Annotated in this window: 20 protein-coding genes; 16 read left to right on the top strand and 4 right to left on the bottom strand. The window is 35.2% G+C overall.

Features of this window, described 5'->3' with window-relative positions; genetic code table 11:
- Positions 1 to 30 precede the first annotated feature (30 nt).
- The gene (gene queA / locus FPB0191_RS09465; RefSeq protein WP_039105623.1) at positions 31 to 1,059 is read right to left on the bottom strand and encodes a tRNA preQ1(34) S-adenosylmethionine ribosyltransferase-isomerase QueA; all 1,029 of its coding nucleotides are present in this window, start codon (positions 1,057 to 1,059) and stop codon (positions 31 to 33) included.
- 300 nt (positions 1,060 to 1,359) lie between these two features.
- Here queA and FPB0191_RS09470 point away from each other — a divergent pair, with 300 nt between their 5' ends.
- Positions 1,360 to 2,112 (top strand): M48 family metallopeptidase, encoded by a 753-nt coding sequence (locus tag FPB0191_RS09470; RefSeq protein WP_039105624.1) that lies wholly within the window; start codon positions 1,360 to 1,362, stop codon positions 2,110 to 2,112.
- Between the two features lie 130 nt (positions 2,113 to 2,242).
- On the opposite strand, the gene ffh is transcribed toward FPB0191_RS09470, so the two are convergent.
- The 3 genes from ffh to FPB0191_RS09485 all read right to left on the bottom strand — a co-directional run bounded on the left by ffh (position 2,243) and on the right by FPB0191_RS09485 (position 5,425).
- Entirely contained in the window at positions 2,243 to 3,625 is a 1,383-nt protein-coding gene (gene ffh / locus FPB0191_RS09475; protein WP_039105626.1) for a signal recognition particle protein, read from the bottom strand.
- A gap of 273 nt (positions 3,626 to 3,898) precedes the next feature.
- Positions 3,899 to 4,300, bottom strand: a complete 402-nt coding sequence (locus FPB0191_RS09480; protein WP_039105628.1) for a hypothetical protein — start codon at positions 4,298 to 4,300, stop codon at positions 3,899 to 3,901.
- 42 nt (positions 4,301 to 4,342) lie between these two features.
- Entirely contained in the window at positions 4,343 to 5,425 is a 1,083-nt protein-coding gene (locus tag FPB0191_RS09485) for a methyltransferase (RefSeq protein ID WP_039105630.1), read from the bottom strand.
- Between the two features lie 318 nt (positions 5,426 to 5,743).
- Between FPB0191_RS09485 and FPB0191_RS09490 the strand changes: the two genes are divergently transcribed.
- Genes FPB0191_RS09490 through FPB0191_RS09560 form a run of 15 tightly spaced genes read left to right on the top strand, consistent with a single transcriptional unit; the run spans position 5,744 to position 19,378 of the window.
- On the top strand, positions 5,744 to 6,472 hold the full coding sequence (locus FPB0191_RS09490; protein WP_039105632.1) for a beta-ketoacyl synthase chain length factor: 729 nt from the start codon (positions 5,744 to 5,746) through the stop codon (positions 6,470 to 6,472).
- The gene (locus FPB0191_RS09495; protein ID WP_202965335.1) at positions 6,454 to 7,248 is read left to right on the top strand and encodes a lysophospholipid acyltransferase family protein; all 795 of its coding nucleotides are present in this window, start codon (positions 6,454 to 6,456) and stop codon (positions 7,246 to 7,248) included. Before FPB0191_RS09490 ends, FPB0191_RS09495 begins: the two co-directional genes overlap by 19 nt.
- Before the next feature lie 36 nt (positions 7,249 to 7,284).
- A complete protein-coding gene (locus tag FPB0191_RS09500; protein WP_039105633.1) occupies positions 7,285 to 7,545 on the top strand; it encodes a phosphopantetheine-binding protein in 261 nt (86 codons plus the stop codon).
- 24 nt (positions 7,546 to 7,569) lie between these two features.
- On the top strand, positions 7,570 to 7,815 hold the full coding sequence (locus tag FPB0191_RS09505) for an acyl carrier protein (RefSeq protein WP_039105635.1): 246 nt from the start codon (positions 7,570 to 7,572) through the stop codon (positions 7,813 to 7,815).
- 19 nt (positions 7,816 to 7,834) lie between these two features.
- Positions 7,835 to 8,398, top strand: coding sequence for a COG4648 family protein (locus FPB0191_RS09510; protein ID WP_039105637.1), 564 nt, complete (start codon positions 7,835 to 7,837; stop codon positions 8,396 to 8,398).
- Positions 8,368 to 10,083, top strand: coding sequence for an ApeI family dehydratase (locus FPB0191_RS09515; RefSeq protein WP_052236919.1), 1,716 nt, complete (start codon positions 8,368 to 8,370; stop codon positions 10,081 to 10,083). The genes FPB0191_RS09510 and FPB0191_RS09515 overlap by 31 nt, the downstream gene beginning before the upstream one ends.
- Complete coding sequence (locus FPB0191_RS09520) at positions 10,080 to 11,831, top strand: glycosyltransferase family 2 protein (RefSeq protein ID WP_052236920.1); 1,752 nt, start codon at positions 10,080 to 10,082, stop codon at positions 11,829 to 11,831. Before FPB0191_RS09515 ends, FPB0191_RS09520 begins: the two co-directional genes overlap by 4 nt.
- Positions 11,821 to 12,243, top strand: coding sequence for an acyl-CoA thioesterase (locus FPB0191_RS09525; protein WP_039105638.1), 423 nt, complete (start codon positions 11,821 to 11,823; stop codon positions 12,241 to 12,243). The genes FPB0191_RS09520 and FPB0191_RS09525 overlap by 11 nt, the downstream gene beginning before the upstream one ends.
- Positions 12,240 to 12,848 carry a LolA family protein gene (locus FPB0191_RS09530; RefSeq protein ID WP_039105640.1) on the top strand — a complete coding sequence of 203 codons (609 nt, stop codon included), beginning with the start codon at positions 12,240 to 12,242 and terminating at the stop codon, positions 12,846 to 12,848. Before FPB0191_RS09525 ends, FPB0191_RS09530 begins: the two co-directional genes overlap by 4 nt.
- Before the next feature lie 10 nt (positions 12,849 to 12,858).
- Positions 12,859 to 15,183 carry an MMPL family transporter gene (locus FPB0191_RS09535; protein WP_162485178.1) on the top strand — a complete coding sequence of 775 codons (2,325 nt, stop codon included), beginning with the start codon at positions 12,859 to 12,861 and terminating at the stop codon, positions 15,181 to 15,183.
- A gap of 8 nt (positions 15,184 to 15,191) precedes the next feature.
- Positions 15,192 to 15,761, top strand: a complete 570-nt coding sequence (locus tag FPB0191_RS09540) for a DUF3261 domain-containing protein (protein WP_039105643.1) — start codon at positions 15,192 to 15,194, stop codon at positions 15,759 to 15,761.
- Between the two features lie 5 nt (positions 15,762 to 15,766).
- Positions 15,767 to 16,948 carry a beta-ketoacyl-[acyl-carrier-protein] synthase family protein gene (locus tag FPB0191_RS09545; protein ID WP_039105645.1) on the top strand — a complete coding sequence of 394 codons (1,182 nt, stop codon included), beginning with the start codon at positions 15,767 to 15,769 and terminating at the stop codon, positions 16,946 to 16,948.
- Entirely contained in the window at positions 16,948 to 17,424 is a 477-nt protein-coding gene (locus FPB0191_RS09550) for a hotdog family protein (protein WP_039105647.1), read from the top strand. The genes FPB0191_RS09545 and FPB0191_RS09550 overlap by 1 nt, the downstream gene beginning before the upstream one ends.
- Positions 17,424 to 18,155, top strand: a complete 732-nt coding sequence (locus FPB0191_RS09555) for a 3-ketoacyl-ACP reductase FabG2 (protein WP_039105649.1) — start codon at positions 17,424 to 17,426, stop codon at positions 18,153 to 18,155. Before FPB0191_RS09550 ends, FPB0191_RS09555 begins: the two co-directional genes overlap by 1 nt.
- Positions 18,152 to 19,378 (top strand): beta-ketoacyl-ACP synthase, encoded by a 1,227-nt coding sequence (locus FPB0191_RS09560; protein ID WP_039105651.1) that lies wholly within the window; start codon positions 18,152 to 18,154, stop codon positions 19,376 to 19,378. The genes FPB0191_RS09555 and FPB0191_RS09560 overlap by 4 nt, the downstream gene beginning before the upstream one ends.
- Positions 19,379 to 19,387 lie beyond the last annotated feature (9 nt).

Below are 19,387 nucleotides of genomic sequence, written 5' to 3' on the forward strand. Positions count from 1 at the left end.
TAAGCAAATATTGCTTAAGGTTAATTTTTGTTATTTTTTAGTTATAAACATGGCATCACCATAACTAAAAAAGCGATATCGTTCTTGAACTGCTTGTTGATAAGCATGCATAGTATTTTCATAACCGGCAAAAGCTGAAACTAGCATGATTAATGTTGATTCAGGTAAATGGAAATTAGTAATCAGTGCATCAACAACATTAAAATGATATCCCGGATAAATAAATATACGCGTATCGGCAAAGAATGGGGCAATGTGTCCCGTCTTTTGTGCAGCACTTTCTAAAGCGCGCACAGAAGTAGTACCCACTGCAATAACTCGTTTACCACGTGCTTTACATGCTAAAACAGCATCGACAACTTCTTGTGGCACTTGTGCATATTCAGCATGCATTACGTGATCAGTTATATGATCAACTCTAACAGGTTGAAAAGTCCCCGCCCCCACATGTAGCGTAACAAATGCCATTTCGACGCCTTTTTGCTTTAATTGGTTTAATAACCCGTCATCAAAATGGAGTCCTGCCGTTGGTGCGGCGACCGCTCCCGGTACTTTATTATAGACAGTTTGATAAACTTCTCGGTCATGTTCATCATCGGGTCGATCAATATAAGGCGGTAATGGAATATGACCTATTTGATTTAAAATCGTCAATACATCATCAGGAAATTGCAATTCAAACAACGCATCATGTCTTGCAAGCATGGTTATTTGATACTGATCATGCTCACCTAACAATAGTTCGGCACCTACTTTGGGTGATTTAGATGCTTTGACATGAGCCAATACCCGATTATTATCAAGTATCCTTTCAACTAAGATTTCAATTTTACCACCGGATGCCTTACGACCATATAAACGAGCGGGAATAACTCGGGTATTATTAAATACTAACAAGTCACCTTCATGTAGTTTATCAAGAATATCGGTAAAAATACCATTTTCAAGTTGCCCAGATGGTCCATCTAAGCAAAGTAAGCGACACTCGCTGCGGTTTTCCAAGGGATAACGTGCGATGAGTTCATTGGGTAAATCAAAATGAAAATCAGAAAGTTGCATAACATAAACCGTACATCAATAATGGCTCATTAGTCTAATTGGCTGATAACTATGATGCAAGAATAAATTGCCAATTAATAAATTCAAATATCAACATTCACATAACTACTTGGTATGGCAACAATTGACGACATTTATAATTAAATTCCGTGACTTTATCGCGCATAATTTCCATGACTAAAATAATTATAATTTTTGATATATGACCAATTGGTTCTTAAAATTAGTTTTATATTAACAAGATAATTGATTAAAATATTTCGGAAATTAAATTAAACTAAAAATGACAAGGATTATCAGATGAAGATAAAACTAATAGCATTATCTATATTAGGCTTAACGTTAAATGCCTGCCAAGTAACTCCAGCTAATTTAATCCAGACGGGTGCACAAGCCTATGAAACTGTAACCTTATCTGATGAAGATGTAAAAAAACTAAGTGATGATTCTTGTGCTAGTATGGATTCACAATCAAAAATTGCGCGACCAACAAGTCCTTACACGGAAAGACTAAATAAAATCGCAAAAACTCTAGGCTATAACGTGAACGGAACCACAATTAATTATAAAGTCTATATAACCGAAGAGGTTAATGCTTGGGCTATGGCAAATGGTTGTGTTCGAGTTTATAGTGGTTTAATGGATAAAATGACTGATAATGAAATTCAAGGTGTTTTGGGACACGAATTAGGACATGTGGCACTAGGTCATGCTAAAAAAGCAATTCAAGTAGCATATGCAACTCAATTGACGCGCGGTCTCATTTCAGCATCAACAAACTCAACTATAGCAACCTTATCACAATCCCAATTAGGTGACCTTACCGAGAAAATTATCAACTCGCGATTTTCTCAGAAACAAGAGACCCAAGCAGATAATTACTCTTTTAGTTTCCTAGTTGAAAAAGGAATCAATCCGATCGGTATTGCCAATGCCTTTGATAAACTTGATAGCGGTAAAAGCTCCATTTTAAGTACTCATCCATCATCGAAAAAACGTGCGGAGAATATTCGTCAAAAAATTGACGAAATGAATGCTAAAAATAAAAAATAGTATTGAAATATTAGACGTCTGTTAAAAAATACAGATACGATCCTTAATGAAATAAGAGATAAATAAATTTGCTACTAAGGCAATTATTTATCTCTTAATTAAAGTGAGTGATATCAATATTTAAATATGATTAGCGACGAGGCAGACCACCGAAACCTCCCATACCACCACTACCCATCATATTTTTCATGTTACGCATCATCTTCATCATGCCACCGCCTTTCATTTTCTTCATCATGCGTTGCATGTCGTCAAATTGTTTAAGCAGTTTATTCACATCTTGTACCTGTGTACCTGAACCTAAGGCAATTCGACGTTTACGCGATCCTTTAATTAATTCAGGATTTAAACGCTCTTTAAAGGTCATAGAATTGATGATAGCTTCCATTTTAATGGTGATCTTATCGTCCATCTGCGCTTTAATGTGTTCAGGCAATTGACCTGCGCCTGGCAATTTTGCCAACATTGCACTCATCCCACCCATATTTCGCATTTGTTTAAGCTGATCAAGAAAATCATTAAAGTCGAATTTATCGCCTTTTTTGAATTTCTTCGCCATCCGTTCAGCTTTTTCACGATCAACTTTACTTTCTAACTCTTCAATTAGGGAAATTACATCCCCCATTCCTAAAATTCGCGAAGCAATACGATCAGGATAGAAAGGTTCTAGCGCATCGGTTTTTTCACCCATACCTAAGAACTTGATCGGTTTACCCGTAATTTGTCTAATGGATAAAGCCGCACCACCGCGTGCATCACCATCGACTTTAGTTAAAATAACACCAGTTAATGGTAATGCATCATTAAATGCTTTAGCCGTATTTGCTGCATCTTGACCTGTCATTGCATCAACAACAAATAAGGTTTCAATAGGTTGAACAGCTTGATGAAGCGCTTTGATTTCATTCATCATTTCGCCATCAACATGCAAACGCCCAGCTGTATCGACAATTAATACATCAAAAAATTGCAATTTAGCATGGGCAATAGCGCGATTAACAATATCTATTGGTTTTTGTTGACTATCAGAAGGAAAAAACTCAACTTGTATAGCGTTGGCTAATGTTTCAAGCTGTTTAATCGCAGCAGGACGATACACATCGGCAGAAACCACTAACACTTTCTTTTTCTGTTTTTCTTTCAGAAATTTGGCTAATTTAGCAACACTCGTTGTTTTACCGGCACCTTGTAAACCAGCCATCAAAATAACCGCAGGAGGTTGGGTTGCCAAATTTAAGGTGCTATTGACTTCACCCATTGCAACCGTTAATTCTTGCTGTACAATTTTGATAAACTCTTGACCCGGAGTCAGACTTTTATTTACATCCAAACCAATTGCTTTTTCTTTGACTTGTGCTATAAATTCTCGAACTACGGGTAATGCAACATCAGCCTCTAATAAAGCCATACGCACATCACGTAACGCCTCTTTAATATTATCTTCAGTCAATCGACCCCGACCGCTGATATTACGTAACGTTTGTGATAATCTTTCAGTTAAATTCTCAAACATATTATTCTCAATGACGTTAAATATTTGCTGTAATAATAGCAGAATTTCATCGTTGTGGGTGATGTGATTTCATACTATTACGTTATTTTGTATGAATAATTATAAAAAAATCCAAAAGAATTAATAGATAAATAATCTATCGCCAACAACATCATAAAATTCATTGAATAAAAACGATAAAAGCTAACTTGTTGAAAGTATTAAAACATAAAAATACCCTCGATTGAGGGCATTTCAAATTATTAATATTATTGACTCAAAGTCAGAAGATGATTATCTTTCAATAATATGGATATTTTGTTGGATTTTATCGTTCAAGTTGTTGACCCAACGATTGTAATTACGGTGTACCTTACCATTTGCTCCTTTTAGGTTATCACTTGCAGAGACATATTTAATATTATAACCCTTTTCTGAATAGGTTATTTTAACAACAACATTATATCCACGATTCAACAATTTTGCAGTAATTGTATTATTGTTCACAACTTGCATATTCCAAGAACCAAAAGACCTAGCTTGGGTTGAAGCGGCAGCTAAAATAGATTTTTTTACCTGTTCTTTAGTTAAACCTGTTACAGGTGTATTAAACTCTTTTGGTGGTTGATATTTACCGGCGCAACCAAATAAAGATATAGCTAAAACAGCAGTTAAGACGATTTTCCAGAATTTCATTATTTACTCCTTCATCAAGATTAGTTTAAATGTAGTGTTAATTTAACGTTTTTTACATATCAGTAAGGTATGACCAAATCCTAAACCATCAATATCCTGTTCAACATGAAAACCTGCTTTATTTAGACATTGATAAAATACTTTCGAATGGTAAAAACGGCTATTACCATTAGCTAAGCAGCTAAAATAAAGTGATGATGCATTTAAACTTAATGCACCTGCTTCAAAAGGTTGTCTATCCCAAAATAACTCCATAATACATAAGGTCGCATCATCATGCATATGCTGATGAATTAAAGATAAAATAGACACAATTTGTTCTTCACTAAAACAATCTAAAAACTGACTCATCCACCAGATATCTGCTTGATTTGGCAAAACTGTCGCCGTTAATAAATTGACTGGATAACAGGAAATACGTGATTGTAAGCCGGCTTGTTCAATATTGTCTTCCGCCAGTTTAATTTGCTCGGGTAGATCTAATATGGTTATTTTTGCATCAGGGTCATGATTAGCATAATACATTGCCCACTTCCCTGTATTGCCACCCAGATCATAGATATGCTTTGGTTTTAGTTTTTTGATATGCGGGAAAGCTAAAGGAAAAGAACGGTCAGAATAAAAATGATCAAACTCAAACCAACTTTTTTGGGCTTTTTCTGGTAACTGACTCAAAGCCGGGTAAATGGTTTTCCAATCACCAAAAACACTTAAACCCGAAGGTTTGCCCGTTTTTAAAGCATCTTGTAAATGTAGCATAGCTTCATAACAAACATCTTGGGTAAAATCAAAATTCACTCGCGTCATCTCATCGTGGAGTAGATAGTGACCAACTTTACCTAAAACATAGTGATTATCTTTTAGATATATAATATGCATACTCAGTGCAACATCTAAAAGTAATTGAATCGCATAAGTTGATAATTTAACGTTATGATAAATATCTTCAATTTTTGCGCCCTGCTGGTTGAATTGATCTAAATAAGATAAAAGACCTTCATTGCGCATACATTGCACAGCTTGAAATAAGATGGGTGAAAATGCAATTTTTTGAGCTTCGGTAATAGCATCTAAAGCAGAATATATCTCACGATTATATCTGCTAAGATCGTTTTTTTTTCGCACGAGCTGATATTCCTTTAGATTTTATAATTATTTGTCTTTAAACAACATGGAATAAAAATAATATTAAATTTGAACGTTGTTTTCTGTTAATTTCTACGTAGTATAAAACGTTTATTTTTAAAACCCAAATGCTTATTATGCTGCATTATAAAAACTTTTTATATTCAATAAATTAAAAAATATGTTGGTTAAATTCAGATAAACCACGTACTTAATAATGATATTTAATCATGATTTTAGTTTGGAAATTAATTAATCAACGATATAATAATTTTTCAAAAAATTTATAATAAAAAAACTGAATTATTAAAAATAAAAATGAAAATATCGTTTTCAATCGAGAAATGGTTTGCTTTGTCTTGCGGTCTATCAAATCAAGAAGAGTGGATAAATTGGGCTAAATCGCCTAAGCATGATTGGAATTTACCGTTACCAAAATTGAAAAAATTACCCATTCTACAAGCCCGTAGAATGAGCATACCGTCACGTTTAGCTGTTGAAGTAGGATTAGAGCTAACTGAAAATGCCAATATTGATTTTGCTATTTTTATTAGTCGACATGGTGAACTTGAAAGAACTTACAAAATACTAACAACACTTAATCAAAACCAAGATATTTCACCAACTGATTTTGCGCTATCTGTTCATAATACAGCATCCGGATTATTGTCTATTATTGCTAAGCAGACGTTTCCAATCAGTTCTATTTCTGCTAATCAAGATGGTTTTCATCAAGGTCTGATTGAAGCACAATCACTCATTAATCAAGGTTATCAACGCATATTAATTATTGATTTTGATGGAGCAATACCCGAGATATATCAACAACAGATTAATAGTGATATTCCAGCCTATGCATTTGGTTTTATCATGACTGCCGGTAATAGTTGCGAAGTCGAAGCCATCTTTAATACATCTTCTGCAATTGAAAACGACAAGACTGACTATCCGCAATCATTAGCATTTTTGCACGGCTATTTAAACAAATCCCCTTCTTTTTGTTTGCAAGGTAATAGGCAAAATTGGTTATGGACAACAAATTTATAATGGCAAACTTATTGACCAAACTTAATCAATTTTGGCGAATCATTGCCACCGCATTTGGTTTTACCCTATTTGGTTTAGGAGGCTTGCTTATCCTATCGATGATTTGGTTTAATTTACTGCGGATTTTTGTCTGGAATAAGACTAAGCGCAATATTATTGCTCAATATAGCATCAGTTTGAGTTTTCGATTTTTTATATGGATCGTTAAATCACTTGGTGTTATTAACTATCAATTTAATGGGTTAGAAAAACTCAAACATGATAAACACTGTTTAGTTGTGGCTAATCATCCCTCATTGCTAGATTTTGTATTGTTAGCATCCGTAATGCCACGTTGTGATTGTATGGTTAAAGAATCACTGCTAAAAAATTTTTTCATTGGTGGAATAATAAAAACAGCCGGCTATATACCTAATACCGAAGCCAATAAAATGTTGCCCTATTGCCAGCAGACGTTAGCTAGCGATGGTAGAATTCTCATTTTTCCAGAGGGAACGCGCAGCATTCCAGGAAAAACGATTGAGCTACAAAGAGGTGCTGCTAATATTGCATTACGTTGTCAAGCTGATATACGAATTATTCAAATTCAGTGTAATCCGCCAATGCTGATTAAGCACCAGAAATGGTACGATGTACCACCCCAAAAACCTTATTTTAACATCACGGTTACTGAAAAAATTGCAATTGCTGATTTTCTTAGTCCTAATGAAGAAAATATCTCGGTTTCAGCAAGGCGATTAACGCGATATTTAACATCGAAATTAAATCAAGAATAATTTTATTAAAAACATGATATGACCCAAGGAAGATATATGTTCTCGTTACAAGAAGAAATAAAACAGATCATCATTGATACTTTAAATTTAGAAGAAATGACAGCTAATGATATTGAAACCGAAATGCCTTTATTTGGCGATGGCTTAGGTCTGGATTCCATAGATGCCTTGGAATTAGGTTTAGCTATTAAAAATCGTTATGGCATAGTGTTATCAACCGAAGATGAAAAAACAAAACAAATTTTCTATTCAGTTAAAACATTAGCTGATTTCATATCTTCACAACAAAATCAATAGCAAACAAAAGGTATAGACAATATTATGGATAAACAACAAATTTTTGATGAAATTCAAACTGCACTCGTAAATTTATTTGAATTATCGCCAGAGCAAATTAAACCTGAATCTAAATTGTTTGAAGAATTAGATCTAGATAGTATTGATGCTGTTGATCTCGTCGTACATTTGCAAAAAAAGATAGGTAAAAAAGTTGATCCTGAAACTTTCAAAGCAGTTAGAACAGTTCAAGACGTGGTTGATTCGGTAGATAAATTGGTAAATAACTAATCATTGCTATCTGACTGATATGAAAAAAATCATCTTAATATTAAAAATTATCATTAATATCCTATTAATCAGCTATCCTGTCGTCGTTTTTTGTTCTTTACACTATGGGTATTTTGATTTAGCCATTTTTTGTTTAATAATAATTTTTATATTACGATTATTAACTCAATCAGCAGATCGCTCTCAACTTTATTGGTTCGGTATGATCATGCCATTTATTGGGCTTTTCTTTGCTATTTCCAGTTGGTTATTTACACAATATCAATTATTGCTCTATTACCCCGTGATGGTGAATACTGTTTTATTGACGTTATTTCTATATTCCTTGAAAAAACCACCGACAATTATTGAGCGATTTGCTAGACTTAAATATCATGACCTTTCACAAACAGAAATAAGATATACACGTCTAGTAACCATTTGTTGGTGCTATTTTTTCCTATTTAATGGCAGTATCGCATTAATAACGTGTTTCATGGATAATCTAGCATGGTGGACGCTTTACAATGGTGGTATTAGCTATGTGCTTATTGGCTTATTGATGGGGGTTGAATGGTTATTGCGCAAGAAACGTCCTCAATAATGCCGTTATCAAAACAGATATTACGAAATAATCGAGATATCATTGCCTTTCGTCATCATCAGGTTTTGTTTGTAAATGATTTAAAACAACAAGTATGTCAGATTTACAGACAATTACAATCATCGCCGGTAACCCATTGGGCAATGGCTATGGAAGATAGTTTTAATTTTGTTGCTGGATTACTCGCACTATTCTATGCCGGTAAACACCCCATTTTACTTAATCCATTACATACAGAATTAGCACCACATTATCAGGCAATATTGACCGATCATTTAACAACCGACCAAATTAAACTCTCTGATAAAAATATTATTAATATTGTTCAATTAGCCAATAACGATCGTTATATTGAATCCGAACAGCAATTGCCTAGTGATTTCCAATCGCATCAACTAACATTATTTACGTCTGGTTCAACTGGTTTGCCCAAACCCATTACTAAGACAGTGACCCAGTTAGAGCAAGAGATTTCGATCATAAATGACTATTTTGGTGTTTTTTCTGCACAACTCATTACAGCTTCCGTAAGTCATGAACACATGTATGGGTTGACCTTCAAAATTATGTTAGCACTTACTAACCAATTACCGTTTGTTTGTGAAACTATACGTTATCAAGAACAATTGTTAGGATATTATCCAAACCAAATTATCTATATTACTACACCATCAATCTTAAAAATGTTGGATAGTAATATTGAAAAAATTGTTTGCCAAAAAGTCATATCAGCCGGAGGCCCATTACCTTATCAAGCGGCAAAACTGTGTTTAGCATGTTTTGGTACGCTACCTAACGAGATATACGGTTCAACAGAAACAGGGGTCATTGCCACCCGTATACCCGATAACACTAATGTACCATGGCAACTATTTCCAAAAATAAAGCTACAAATTGAAAATGACAATGTTAGTTTGCACTCACCCTTAATTCATCATTTAGAATCGCTTAATGATAGAATCAATTTGATTGATGATAAGCATTTTTATCTTAATGGACGCTCAGATAAAATCGTTAAAATTTCAGAAAAACGGGTATCACTCACTTATATTGAACAACAACTCAATCAATTACCCGAAATAACTCACGCTTCCGTAATTACATTGGAACAAAAAAATCGCACTATTTTAGCTGCGGTACTAATCCTATCTGATTTAGGACATCAACAATTACAACAAATGGGGCATTGGCAATTAACTCAACATTTTCGTCATCTTCTTCAAAATAAAATAGCACGCGTGGCAATCCCTAAAAAATGGCGATTTGTAAAACAATTCCCCGTTAATGACCAAGGTAAAACCAGCTATCTTGAATTGAAAACATTATTTGATAATTCGAAAACAATGATAAAAAAACTGCCAATTGAAAAAAATATTAGCGTCAATGAAACGAGTGCGACGCTTGATTTATATATCCCCGATGATCTTTTTTGGTTTAAAGGACACTTTCCAACGCAACCCTTATTACCAGGGGTAGTACAATTAGATTGGGTGGTACATTATTGCGAAAAACTATTTGCGATTAAGCCAACTATTGAAGCTATTGATATTGTGAAATTCCAGATGCCCATTTTGCCAAATGATAATTTGGTTTTGCAAATCAATTGGTTGCAAGAATCTAATAAATTGCAATTCACTTATACCGTTGGAAATAAAATAGCGAGTACGGGAAAAATTAAACTATGACATTTGATATCGCACCCAAAAACTGTTTATCCCAATACTGTTTTGTGATCCCTTGTTATAATCATAGTTATAAAATAACGACGGTATTGCAAAAGCTTGAGCAATACCAGCTACACTGTTTTATTATTGATGATGGCAGTGATAATGATAAAGCTACTGAACTGGCATTAGTTTGCGAACACTATCATTGGGTAACATTAAATCGTTTAGATACTAATCAAGGCAAAGGCGCTGCCGTGATGATGGGAATGAAAATTGCCTATTCTCAAGGTTATACGCACGCTATACAAATAGATGCCGATGGTCAACATAATTGTCAAGATATTGCCGAACTTATTAACCAATCGTTAAACCACCCTACCGCTCTTATTTCTGGTAAACCCGTGTATGATGACTCTGTCCCCAAACATCGTTTAATTGCACGCTACATTACTCATTTTTGGGTTTGGATTGAAACACTCTCTTTTAATATAAAAGATAGCATGTGTGGTTTTCGTGTTTATCCTCTTGAATCATCCATAAATCTAATCAATAAAAATCATATTGGAAAGAGAATGGATTTTGATACAGAGATCATGGTAAAACTGTATTGGCAAGGAAATGATGTGATATTTGTGCCAACCAAAGTGATCTACCCTGAAGACGGTTTATCGCATTTTAAAGCCTGTAAAGATAACGTGTTAATATCTTGGATGCATACCAAACTCTTTTTTGGTATGTTGCCTCGCGCTTTATCTTTAATAAAAAGACATCGTACAATAAAAAGCTCCCAACAACATTGGTCACAAACCGATGAACGCAAAGGATTATGGGGTATAAAATTCATTTTAACTTTATACCATATTATGGGACGTCGAATCGCTAAAATTGTGATGTTTCCAGTAATCCTCTATTTCTGGCTTACTGGAACAAATGAACGTAAAGCATCAAAACAGTATTTAAAGCTCATAAAACAGCATTATCAACAGGTGCCCAATATCAATATTCATAAATTAACAACCTTCCATCACTTTTATCAATTTGGCGAATCTATTTTAGATAAATTGGCGAGTTGGCGGGGTGATATCACTCTTGATGATCTTTATTATCCAAATAAAAATGAGTGTTTATCGGTAATCGAACAACAACGTGGCATTATTTTATTAGGTTCACATTTAGGTGATTTAGAAATGTGCCGAGCCATTGCTAGCCTATCACACAAGATTACCGTTAATGCGTTAGTATTCACTCACAATGCGGTACGTTTTAATAAAATATTATCGGAAACAAATCCAAAGGCGACAATTAATCTAATACAAGTTGATTCTCTCGGTCCTGATACTGCCATTAATCTCAAAGAAAAACTTGAACAAGGTGAATGGATTGCCATCATGGCGGATAGAACATCAATTAATCCTTATCAAAGGGATAATCAAGAAGCAGTTATTTGGGCTGATTTTTTAGGTAAACCCGCGCCTTTTCCCAAAGGACCTTTTATTTTGTCATCGGTATTAGATGCCCCTATTTATCTGATATGGGGATTAAAACCAAATGGTCGCTATCAATTCTATTTTGAACATTTCTGTGACAAATTAAATTTACCAAGAAAAGAGCGTCAACAAGCATTACAAATAGCGGTACAACATTATGCTAAGCGTCTAGAACACCATTGTTTAATTTCACCTCTTGATTGGGGCAATTTTTATGACTTTTGGCAAAATATAAAACCTAATTCATTAAATAGAGAAGAATCAGAGAATGATAGATAACACAATCCACAGTACTACCATTGAGTTAACGACATCCTTTCATGATACGGATGCGATGGGAGTTGTTTGGCATGGCAATTACTTAAAATTTTTTGAAAAAGCCCGTGAAGCATTGTTTCAAAAATTTAATTACGGCTATAAGGAAATGTTGGAATCAGGATATATGTGGCCGGTTATTGATACGCGTGTCAAATATGTTGCGCCAACGATCGCAGAACAAACATTGCAAATTACAGCATCATTGGCGGAGTATGAAAATAGAATTAAGATTAATTACCTTATTAGAGATTTAGCTAGCGGGAAAAAGACCACAACGGGATATACCATGCAAGTTGCAGTTGCAACGCAAACTAAAGAAATGTGCTTTGTCACACCGGATATCTTTTTAACTTGTTTTGGATTATTAAAATGAAAAAATATCTAATCTTCTCTTTTGTCTCAATTTTGTTTTTTACACAATATTGCCAAGCGCTCACGCTAGAAAAATTGCAACAACGTTTTAGCCAATATTCGGTAATTCGCGCCAATTTTATACAAGACAGAACCATTCAAGGTTTTAATCAATCTTTGCACTCAACAGGTAAAATGATTATTTCTAAAGACTTAGGGTTGTGGTGGCAACAGCAAACACCTTTTGTCATGACCTTAAAAATGAATGAGCAAAGAATGCAGCAAATTGTCGGTCAACAACCTGCACAAATCATCAGTGCTGATGATCAACCCCAATTATTTCAATTTAATACCCTATTAGCCGCAATATTTAATGCGGATAGAACAACATTAGAAAAGAACTTTCAGCTTAACTTATCTGAATCAGAGCACGATCAACAATGGCAATTAGTATTAATTCCACAAAGTGCACCACTTGATAAGATATTTAAACAAATCACTTTAAATGGTGATCAATATCTAGCAAAAATTGTCATTGATGATAAACAAAACGATAAAACTACCATTGTATTTACAGAACAACAAACATCACCATTAACTGAGCATGAAAAACGTTTATTTGAATAATCATAACATATTGAAAAAAAGTGCTCTCTTATGGCTAATACTCGTAATTTGCCTCATCATTTTGGCGGGTTGGTTATTTTCGAGGAGTAAGCTTAATACCAGTGTATTATCGTTGTTGCCTCAAGCAAATAGTACAACTATACCTAACGAATTAATCGATGGGTTTCAAAATAGATTAGATAAGCAATTAGTGTGGCTTATTAAGCCTGCCCAAATTGACAATGTTGCACCTGTTCAATGGTGGTACAATGCATTAAAAGAGCAATCATTTATTCAAGAAGTGAATGGCTCAATTGACTCTCAATTTCAAAAAGATTGGGCGCAATCTGCCTATCAATATCGCTACCAATTAGTTGATCCCATCACGCTACACAGAATAGAAAGTGATAGTCAATTATCATGGATATTAAGTCAGCTCTATTCACCATTTAGTGGATTAACAACCAATGAACTTGTCCATGATCCATTACTTATTACGCGTTCCACCCAACTAAATCAACTTAGTCAAAAAAGTCATTTGACCGTCAAACATAATTGGCTTACCGCTGAGGATGAACATAATAATACATGGTATATGATTTATGCTGAATTAAAAGGTTCATCTTTTGATATGAATCAATCTCAGCATATTGTCGAACAATTAAACACATTAGCCGATTCACTGCAACGACAATGGTCAGACACGGAAATTATCAAGCGTGGTGTTTTATTTTATAGCCACGCAGCAAGTACTCAAGCTAAACAAGATATCACTACTATCGGTAGTCTATCCATTTTAGGTATTATTGCTTTAATCATTCTTATATTTCGCTCAATCCGCCCCATTTTATTAACGCTGCTCTCTATCACTATTGGTATTGTTTGTGGCGCGGTCGCTGTGTTGGCTATATTTGGTGAAATACATATCATTACGCTAGTAATGAGTACCAGTATTATCGGTATAGCTATTGACTATGCACTGCATTATTTAACGGAACGCCTGTTATATGGTAATCAAGAATCACCATGGCAAAGCCTTAATAAACTCATCAGCACCCTAGTTATTGCGTTAATAACCAGTTTGTTGGCTTATTTAATTTTGCTGTTTACTCCATTTCCGGGATTAAAACAATTAGCCACATTTGCTATTTTTGGTTTGATTGGGGCATTTTTAACTGTCGCATGTTGGTATCCTTTTTTAGTGCAGCGATTACCGACCAGACGAAATATTGCCGAACCTTTTTTCGCCAAATGGCTCGCGCTTTGGCAAACACGTAGTATGCAATTTTCAATGACTTTATTAGCCTTGCTTTTTATTAGTCTAGGTTTATCACAACTCAAAATTGATGATGATGTCGGTCAATTACAAGCTTTACCAACCGATCTCTATCACCAAGAACAAAAAATGATTGAGATCACCAAACAAACCAACGATCAAAAATGGTTTATCGTTTATGGACAAACTGCTGAACAAGCATTGCAACGTTTAGAGGCTTTTCTACCCTTTTTAAATCAAGCTAAAGAAAATGGATTGATGGACGACTATCAAACCATTAATTTACCTTCTCAACAGCAACAGCGATCTAATATTGCTAGCATAAAACAGCATGCTCCCGTGGTTATTGAGGGGTTGCAACGATTAGGCATTACACCGTCAGAACAGTTATTAACGATGACTGATGATAATTTAATGTCGCCAACTCAATGGCTTGCAAGTCCCCTTAGTCAAGGGCGGAAATTACTTTGGTTAAGTTTAGAAAACGAACAAAGTGCCATACTTATTCCAATTAGTAATATTCAAAATATCACTGAATTAAAAAAGCTAACCAATACATCACAAGGTGTACAGTGGTTAGATCGTAGACAAGATTTTAATGATATGTTTACGAGTTATCGACAACATTTGAGTCAATTACTTGCGATAGCTATTACAGTGATCTGCTTAAGTTTCATCTATCGCAATTGGAAATATGGCATAAGAATAGCTTTAAAAAGTACTTTACCTACCTTATTGTCAGTAGGAGCTTCATTGGCGATACTAGGATTAACACATCAATCTCTTAATCTGTTTTCAATGCTAGCTTTAATTTTAGTTATCGGTATCGGCATTGACTATACACTATTTTTGAGTAACGCTAAAAGTCAAACAACAGGGGCATTATTAGCGGTCTCAATGGCAGCTTTAACAACTTTACTCTCATTTGGTTTATTAGTGCTAAGCCATACCCACGCTATTGTTGGGTTCGGTTTGGTACTGACAGGGGGGATTTTTACGGCATTTTTATTTGCTCCGATCGGGCAACCACCTAATCAAATAAAGAAAATATCATCAACCTCGAAAAAATATAATAATTAGGTATAAACATGACAAAAATTCAAAACTTGCTAATAGGCTTTCTTATATTATTACTCTGCTCATGTATAAGTAAACCTAATAAATTAGAAACTTGGTTATCGAAAGGCGTTAAAGTCAATTTACCTGCCCCTCATTTAACCCAAACCTATCATGATCAACAATTACTGACTTTTAACTATAATGGTCAACAACATTCATTAATTGCAATGATTGACGCTGATAATCATTCACTCAATGTAATTGGTCTTTCAACCTTAGGTATTCGTCTATTTAAAATTGATTATCGTGATAATGAGATTAAAACAGAACAAAATATATTTATCAAAGAACTGCCACCTGCCTCACAAATTTTGTCAGATATCATGTTAAGCATCTATCCAGTTGAACAATGGCAAGCAGTTTTACCTATTGGTTGGAAGTTAATTGATGATAAACAACATCGAATTTTAGTGGATGATAAAAACCAAACTATTATCGAAATTAGTTATCTACCATCAACATCCTCACTTATTCGCAAACCTAATCATATTCACCACCATGTGTTTGGCTATCAAATTGCAATAGGTAGTATGGAGTAATCATTATGGTATATATTTCAGCATTAGGCGCAATTAATTCCTTAGGAAAAGATATTGACCAAATCCGTGAGACGTTAACGCATAACTATGATTCACCTCATTACTTAACCGAAGATAACCACTGGTTATTACATGAAAAAAGTTCATGGTTTGGCAAAGTTCATCATCCTTTACCAGAGCTACCCGATAATTTGGTAAAGTTTATAAGTCGCAATAACCGATTGCTTTACGCGAGTTATCTACAAATTGAATCAGAAATTCAATATGTTATTGAAAAATATGGTCGCCAACGAATCGCCGTGATTTTGGGAACCAGTACGTCCGGTATTCATGAGGGTGATTTAGCTGTTAAACATTATTTAACAACACAGCAATTACCCGACGGTTACTATTATAATCAACAGGAATTGGGTGATCCGGCTTGCTTTCTTGCAACATTACTCGATCTGCAAGGTCCTGCCTATACGATTTCAACCGCCTGTACTTCTAGCGCACGAGCAATTATTAGTGGAAAACGATTAATTGAAACAGGCATCGTTGATGCAGCCATTGTCGGAGGGGCAGATAGTTTAAGTCGTATGCCAATAAATGGCTTTGCTGCTCTAGAGTCAATTTCAGATAAACCGTGTATGCCCTTTGCTCAACACCGCAATGGTATCAACATAGGGGAAGCCGGTGCGCTGTTTTTACTCACTAAAGAATCAAACTGTGATATTGCCATATTAGGTATTGGAGAATCATCAGATGCATATCATATTTCAGCACCACATCCAGAAGGTATAGGAGCAGAAAAAGCCATGGCAATGGCTTTAGATAATGCTGGACTTAAGGCTAATGATATCGGTTATATTAATCTCCATGGCACAGCTACACCATTAAATGATCAAGCTGAAAGTAAAGCCGTATATCGACTTTTCCATCAATATAATACCGTTTGTAGTTCAACTAAACATCTTACTGGTCATACATTGGGAACAGCTGCGGCGACGGAATTAGTCATTAGCTATCTATTGTTAGAAAAAAATATACCACTACCACAACAAAGTTTCTTGCTTTCGCCATTCGATCCTAAATTGGATAAAATTGCCATCGTGACGCAAACAATGGAGCTTGAAAAACCCGTGATTATGTCAAATTCTTTTGCATTTGGTGGTAACAACGTCTCTTTAATTATAGGTAAGAAATAATGCAATACCAATTAGCAACAGACTATTTACCCCATGAAACACCCATGGTAATGCTCCAAGATGTTCATTTAGTAGATAATGAAAATTGTATTTGTAGCGTTCAAGTTAGTAATGAAAGTGTGTTAGCACCCTTTTTAAATAAGCAATCGGCATTACCTAATTATTATGCTATTGAGCTTATGGCTCAGACTATCGGTGTCTGGAACGGTTATCATGGACAAAAAACAAATCATAAAACACAATTAGGCATGTTATTAGGTGGTCGAGCAATTAAGTTGACAGTTTCTGAGTTCCCATTGGGTAGCTTATTGATCATTCATGCAAAATTAATATTACATGATAATAAATTAGCCAGTTTTGAATGTGAATTAAAAGTGGATGATATCTGCTTAGCTTCAGGTCGACTCAATGTCTATGAACCTGATGAATCAGAAATGGCAATGTTATTTGGCGAACACCGTTTAGGAGAAAAATAATGACAAAAACAGTTCTTATTACTGGAGCAAGTAAAGGAATAGGTAAAGCAATTGCTTGTCAACTGGCTCAAGATGGCTTTGATATAGTTATCCATTATCATAGCGACCAAAAAGGTGCTCAAGAAACCTTAAATACAATTGAAAAAAATGGTGGCAAAGGTCGTTTAATCTCTTTTGATGTAGCTAATCGTTTACAATGCCAACAAACTATTGAAGCTGATATTGAGCAACATGGAGCCTATTATGGTGTAATAAATAATGCGGGCATAATCCGTGATGGCGCCTTTCCAGCACTCACTGATAAAGATTGGTATGAAGTCATTCATACTGATTTAGACAGTTTTTATAATGTATTGCATCCATGTATTATGCCGATGATTGGACTACGCAATGGCGGGCGAATTATCGCTATCTCTTCGGTTTCTGGCATTGTTGGCAATCGTGGTCAAGTCAATTATAGTGCAGCTAAAGCTGGAATCATTGGCGCAACTAAAGCATTAGCATTAGAACTGGCTAAACGAAAAATAACCGTAAATTGCATTGCACCAGGTTTAATAGATACAGGAATTTTAGATATGGAGCCCATTGCATTACAAGAAGCAATGAAAATGATTCCATTAAGACGGATGGGCAATGTTGAGGAAGTCGCTGGATTAGCTAGTTATTTAATGTCCGACATTGCTAGTTATGTGACCCGTCAAGTCATTTCAATTAACGGAGGTATGGTATGAGTAAGCGTGTTGTTATAACTGGTATGGGAGGGATTACCGCATTTGGCAATGATTGGCAGACCATTCAAACTCGCTTAAAACAAGGTCAAAATGCAGTCAGATATATGCCTGAATGGGAAGTCTATGATGGTTTAAATACTAAACTCGGTGCCCCTATTGATGATTTCGTTTGTCCAGAACATTATACCCGAAAAAAAATACGTTCAATGGGGCGTGTATCATTAATGTCTACACGAGCAACTGAAATAGCTTTAGCACAATCGGGACTACTTGAGGAATCAGTACTTACAGATGGCAGAACTGGCATTGCTTTTGGTTCATCCACGGGTAGTACTCAACCCGTTGCAGCTTTTGCTACTATGCTAAATGAAAAACACACAAACAATATTACTGCTACTACCTATGTACAGATGATGCCACATACTACTGCGGTTAATACTGGACTATTTTTTGGTTTAAAAGGGCGTGTCATTACCACTTCAAGTGCCTGTACATCGGGTAGTCAGGCTATTGGCTATGCTTATGAAGCAATTAAATATGGCATGCAAACTGTCATGGTTGCCGGTGGCGCAGAAGAGTTATGCCCATCCGAAGCGGCTGTATTTGATACGTTATTTGCTACGAGTCAGAAAAATAGTGATCCTAAAAGTTCACCACGCCCTTTTGATAAAGATCGTGACGGATTGGTAATCGGTGAAGGAGCTGGAGCATTAATATTGGAAGAATATGAACATGCTAAGGCACGCGGTGCCAAAATTTATGGTGAAATCGTTGGCTTTATGACTAACTGTGATGCTAGCCATATTACGCAACCACGGAAAGAAACCATGAAAATATGCATTGAACAGGCCTTAACACAGGCGAATTTATCGCCGTCTGCTATTGGTTATATTAGTGCGCATGGGACTGCTACTGATCGTGGGGATATTGCGGAAAGTAATGCCACAGCTGAGATATTTGGTAATAAAACCCCTATTTCATCATTAAAAAGCTATTTTGGTCATACCTTAGGAGCATGTGGTGCACTAGAAGCGTGGTTATCAATTGAGATGATGCATAATGGATGGTTTAATCCAACCATTAATCTAAATAATCCTGATCCTTTGTGTGGTGAGCTAGATTACATCATGGGGAACGGTAGACAATTAGATGTAGAGTATATTCAAAGTAATAATTTTGCTTTTGGTGGTATCAATACCTCGATCATTATTAAACGAATCTAATCGACTTAT

It is taken from the genome of Frischella perrara (assembly GCF_000807275.1).
GTDB lineage: Bacteria > Pseudomonadota > Gammaproteobacteria > Enterobacterales > Orbaceae > Frischella > Frischella perrara.

Bases quoted from the DNA above. Each gene is read 5' to 3' on its own strand.
- FPB0191_RS09520 (WP_052236920.1), top strand. From the start codon at position 10,080: ATGACATTTGATATCGCACCCAAAAACTGTTTATCCCAATACTGTTTT.
- FPB0191_RS09515 (WP_052236919.1), top strand. From the start codon at position 8,368: ATGGTTATTGCGCAAGAAACGTCCTCAATAATGCCGTTATCAAAACAG.
- ffh (WP_039105626.1), bottom strand. From the start codon at position 3,625: ATGTTTGAGAATTTAACTGAAAGATTATCACAAACGTTACGTAATATC.
- FPB0191_RS09510 (WP_039105637.1), top strand. From the start codon at position 7,835: ATGAAAAAAATCATCTTAATATTAAAAATTATCATTAATATCCTATTA.
- FPB0191_RS09545 (WP_039105645.1), top strand. From the start codon at position 15,767: ATGGTATATATTTCAGCATTAGGCGCAATTAATTCCTTAGGAAAAGAT.
- FPB0191_RS09530 (WP_039105640.1), top strand. From the start codon at position 12,240: ATGAAAAAATATCTAATCTTCTCTTTTGTCTCAATTTTGTTTTTTACA.
- FPB0191_RS09555 (WP_039105649.1), top strand. From the start codon at position 17,424: ATGACAAAAACAGTTCTTATTACTGGAGCAAGTAAAGGAATAGGTAAA.
- FPB0191_RS09500 (WP_039105633.1), top strand. From the start codon at position 7,285: ATGTTCTCGTTACAAGAAGAAATAAAACAGATCATCATTGATACTTTA.
- queA (WP_039105623.1), bottom strand. From the start codon at position 1,059: ATGCAACTTTCTGATTTTCATTTTGATTTACCCAATGAACTCATCGCA.
- FPB0191_RS09470 (WP_039105624.1), top strand. From the start codon at position 1,360: ATGAAGATAAAACTAATAGCATTATCTATATTAGGCTTAACGTTAAAT.
- FPB0191_RS09490 (WP_039105632.1), top strand. From the start codon at position 5,744: ATGAAAATATCGTTTTCAATCGAGAAATGGTTTGCTTTGTCTTGCGGT.
- FPB0191_RS09540 (WP_039105643.1), top strand. From the start codon at position 15,192: ATGACAAAAATTCAAAACTTGCTAATAGGCTTTCTTATATTATTACTC.
- FPB0191_RS09560 (WP_039105651.1), top strand. From the start codon at position 18,152: ATGAGTAAGCGTGTTGTTATAACTGGTATGGGAGGGATTACCGCATTT.
- FPB0191_RS09505 (WP_039105635.1), top strand. From the start codon at position 7,570: ATGGATAAACAACAAATTTTTGATGAAATTCAAACTGCACTCGTAAAT.
- FPB0191_RS09480 (WP_039105628.1), bottom strand. From the start codon at position 4,300: ATGAAATTCTGGAAAATCGTCTTAACTGCTGTTTTAGCTATATCTTTA.
- FPB0191_RS09495 (WP_202965335.1), top strand. From the start codon at position 6,454: ATGGACAACAAATTTATAATGGCAAACTTATTGACCAAACTTAATCAA.
- FPB0191_RS09525 (WP_039105638.1), top strand. From the start codon at position 11,821: ATGATAGATAACACAATCCACAGTACTACCATTGAGTTAACGACATCC.
- FPB0191_RS09550 (WP_039105647.1), top strand. From the start codon at position 16,948: ATGCAATACCAATTAGCAACAGACTATTTACCCCATGAAACACCCATG.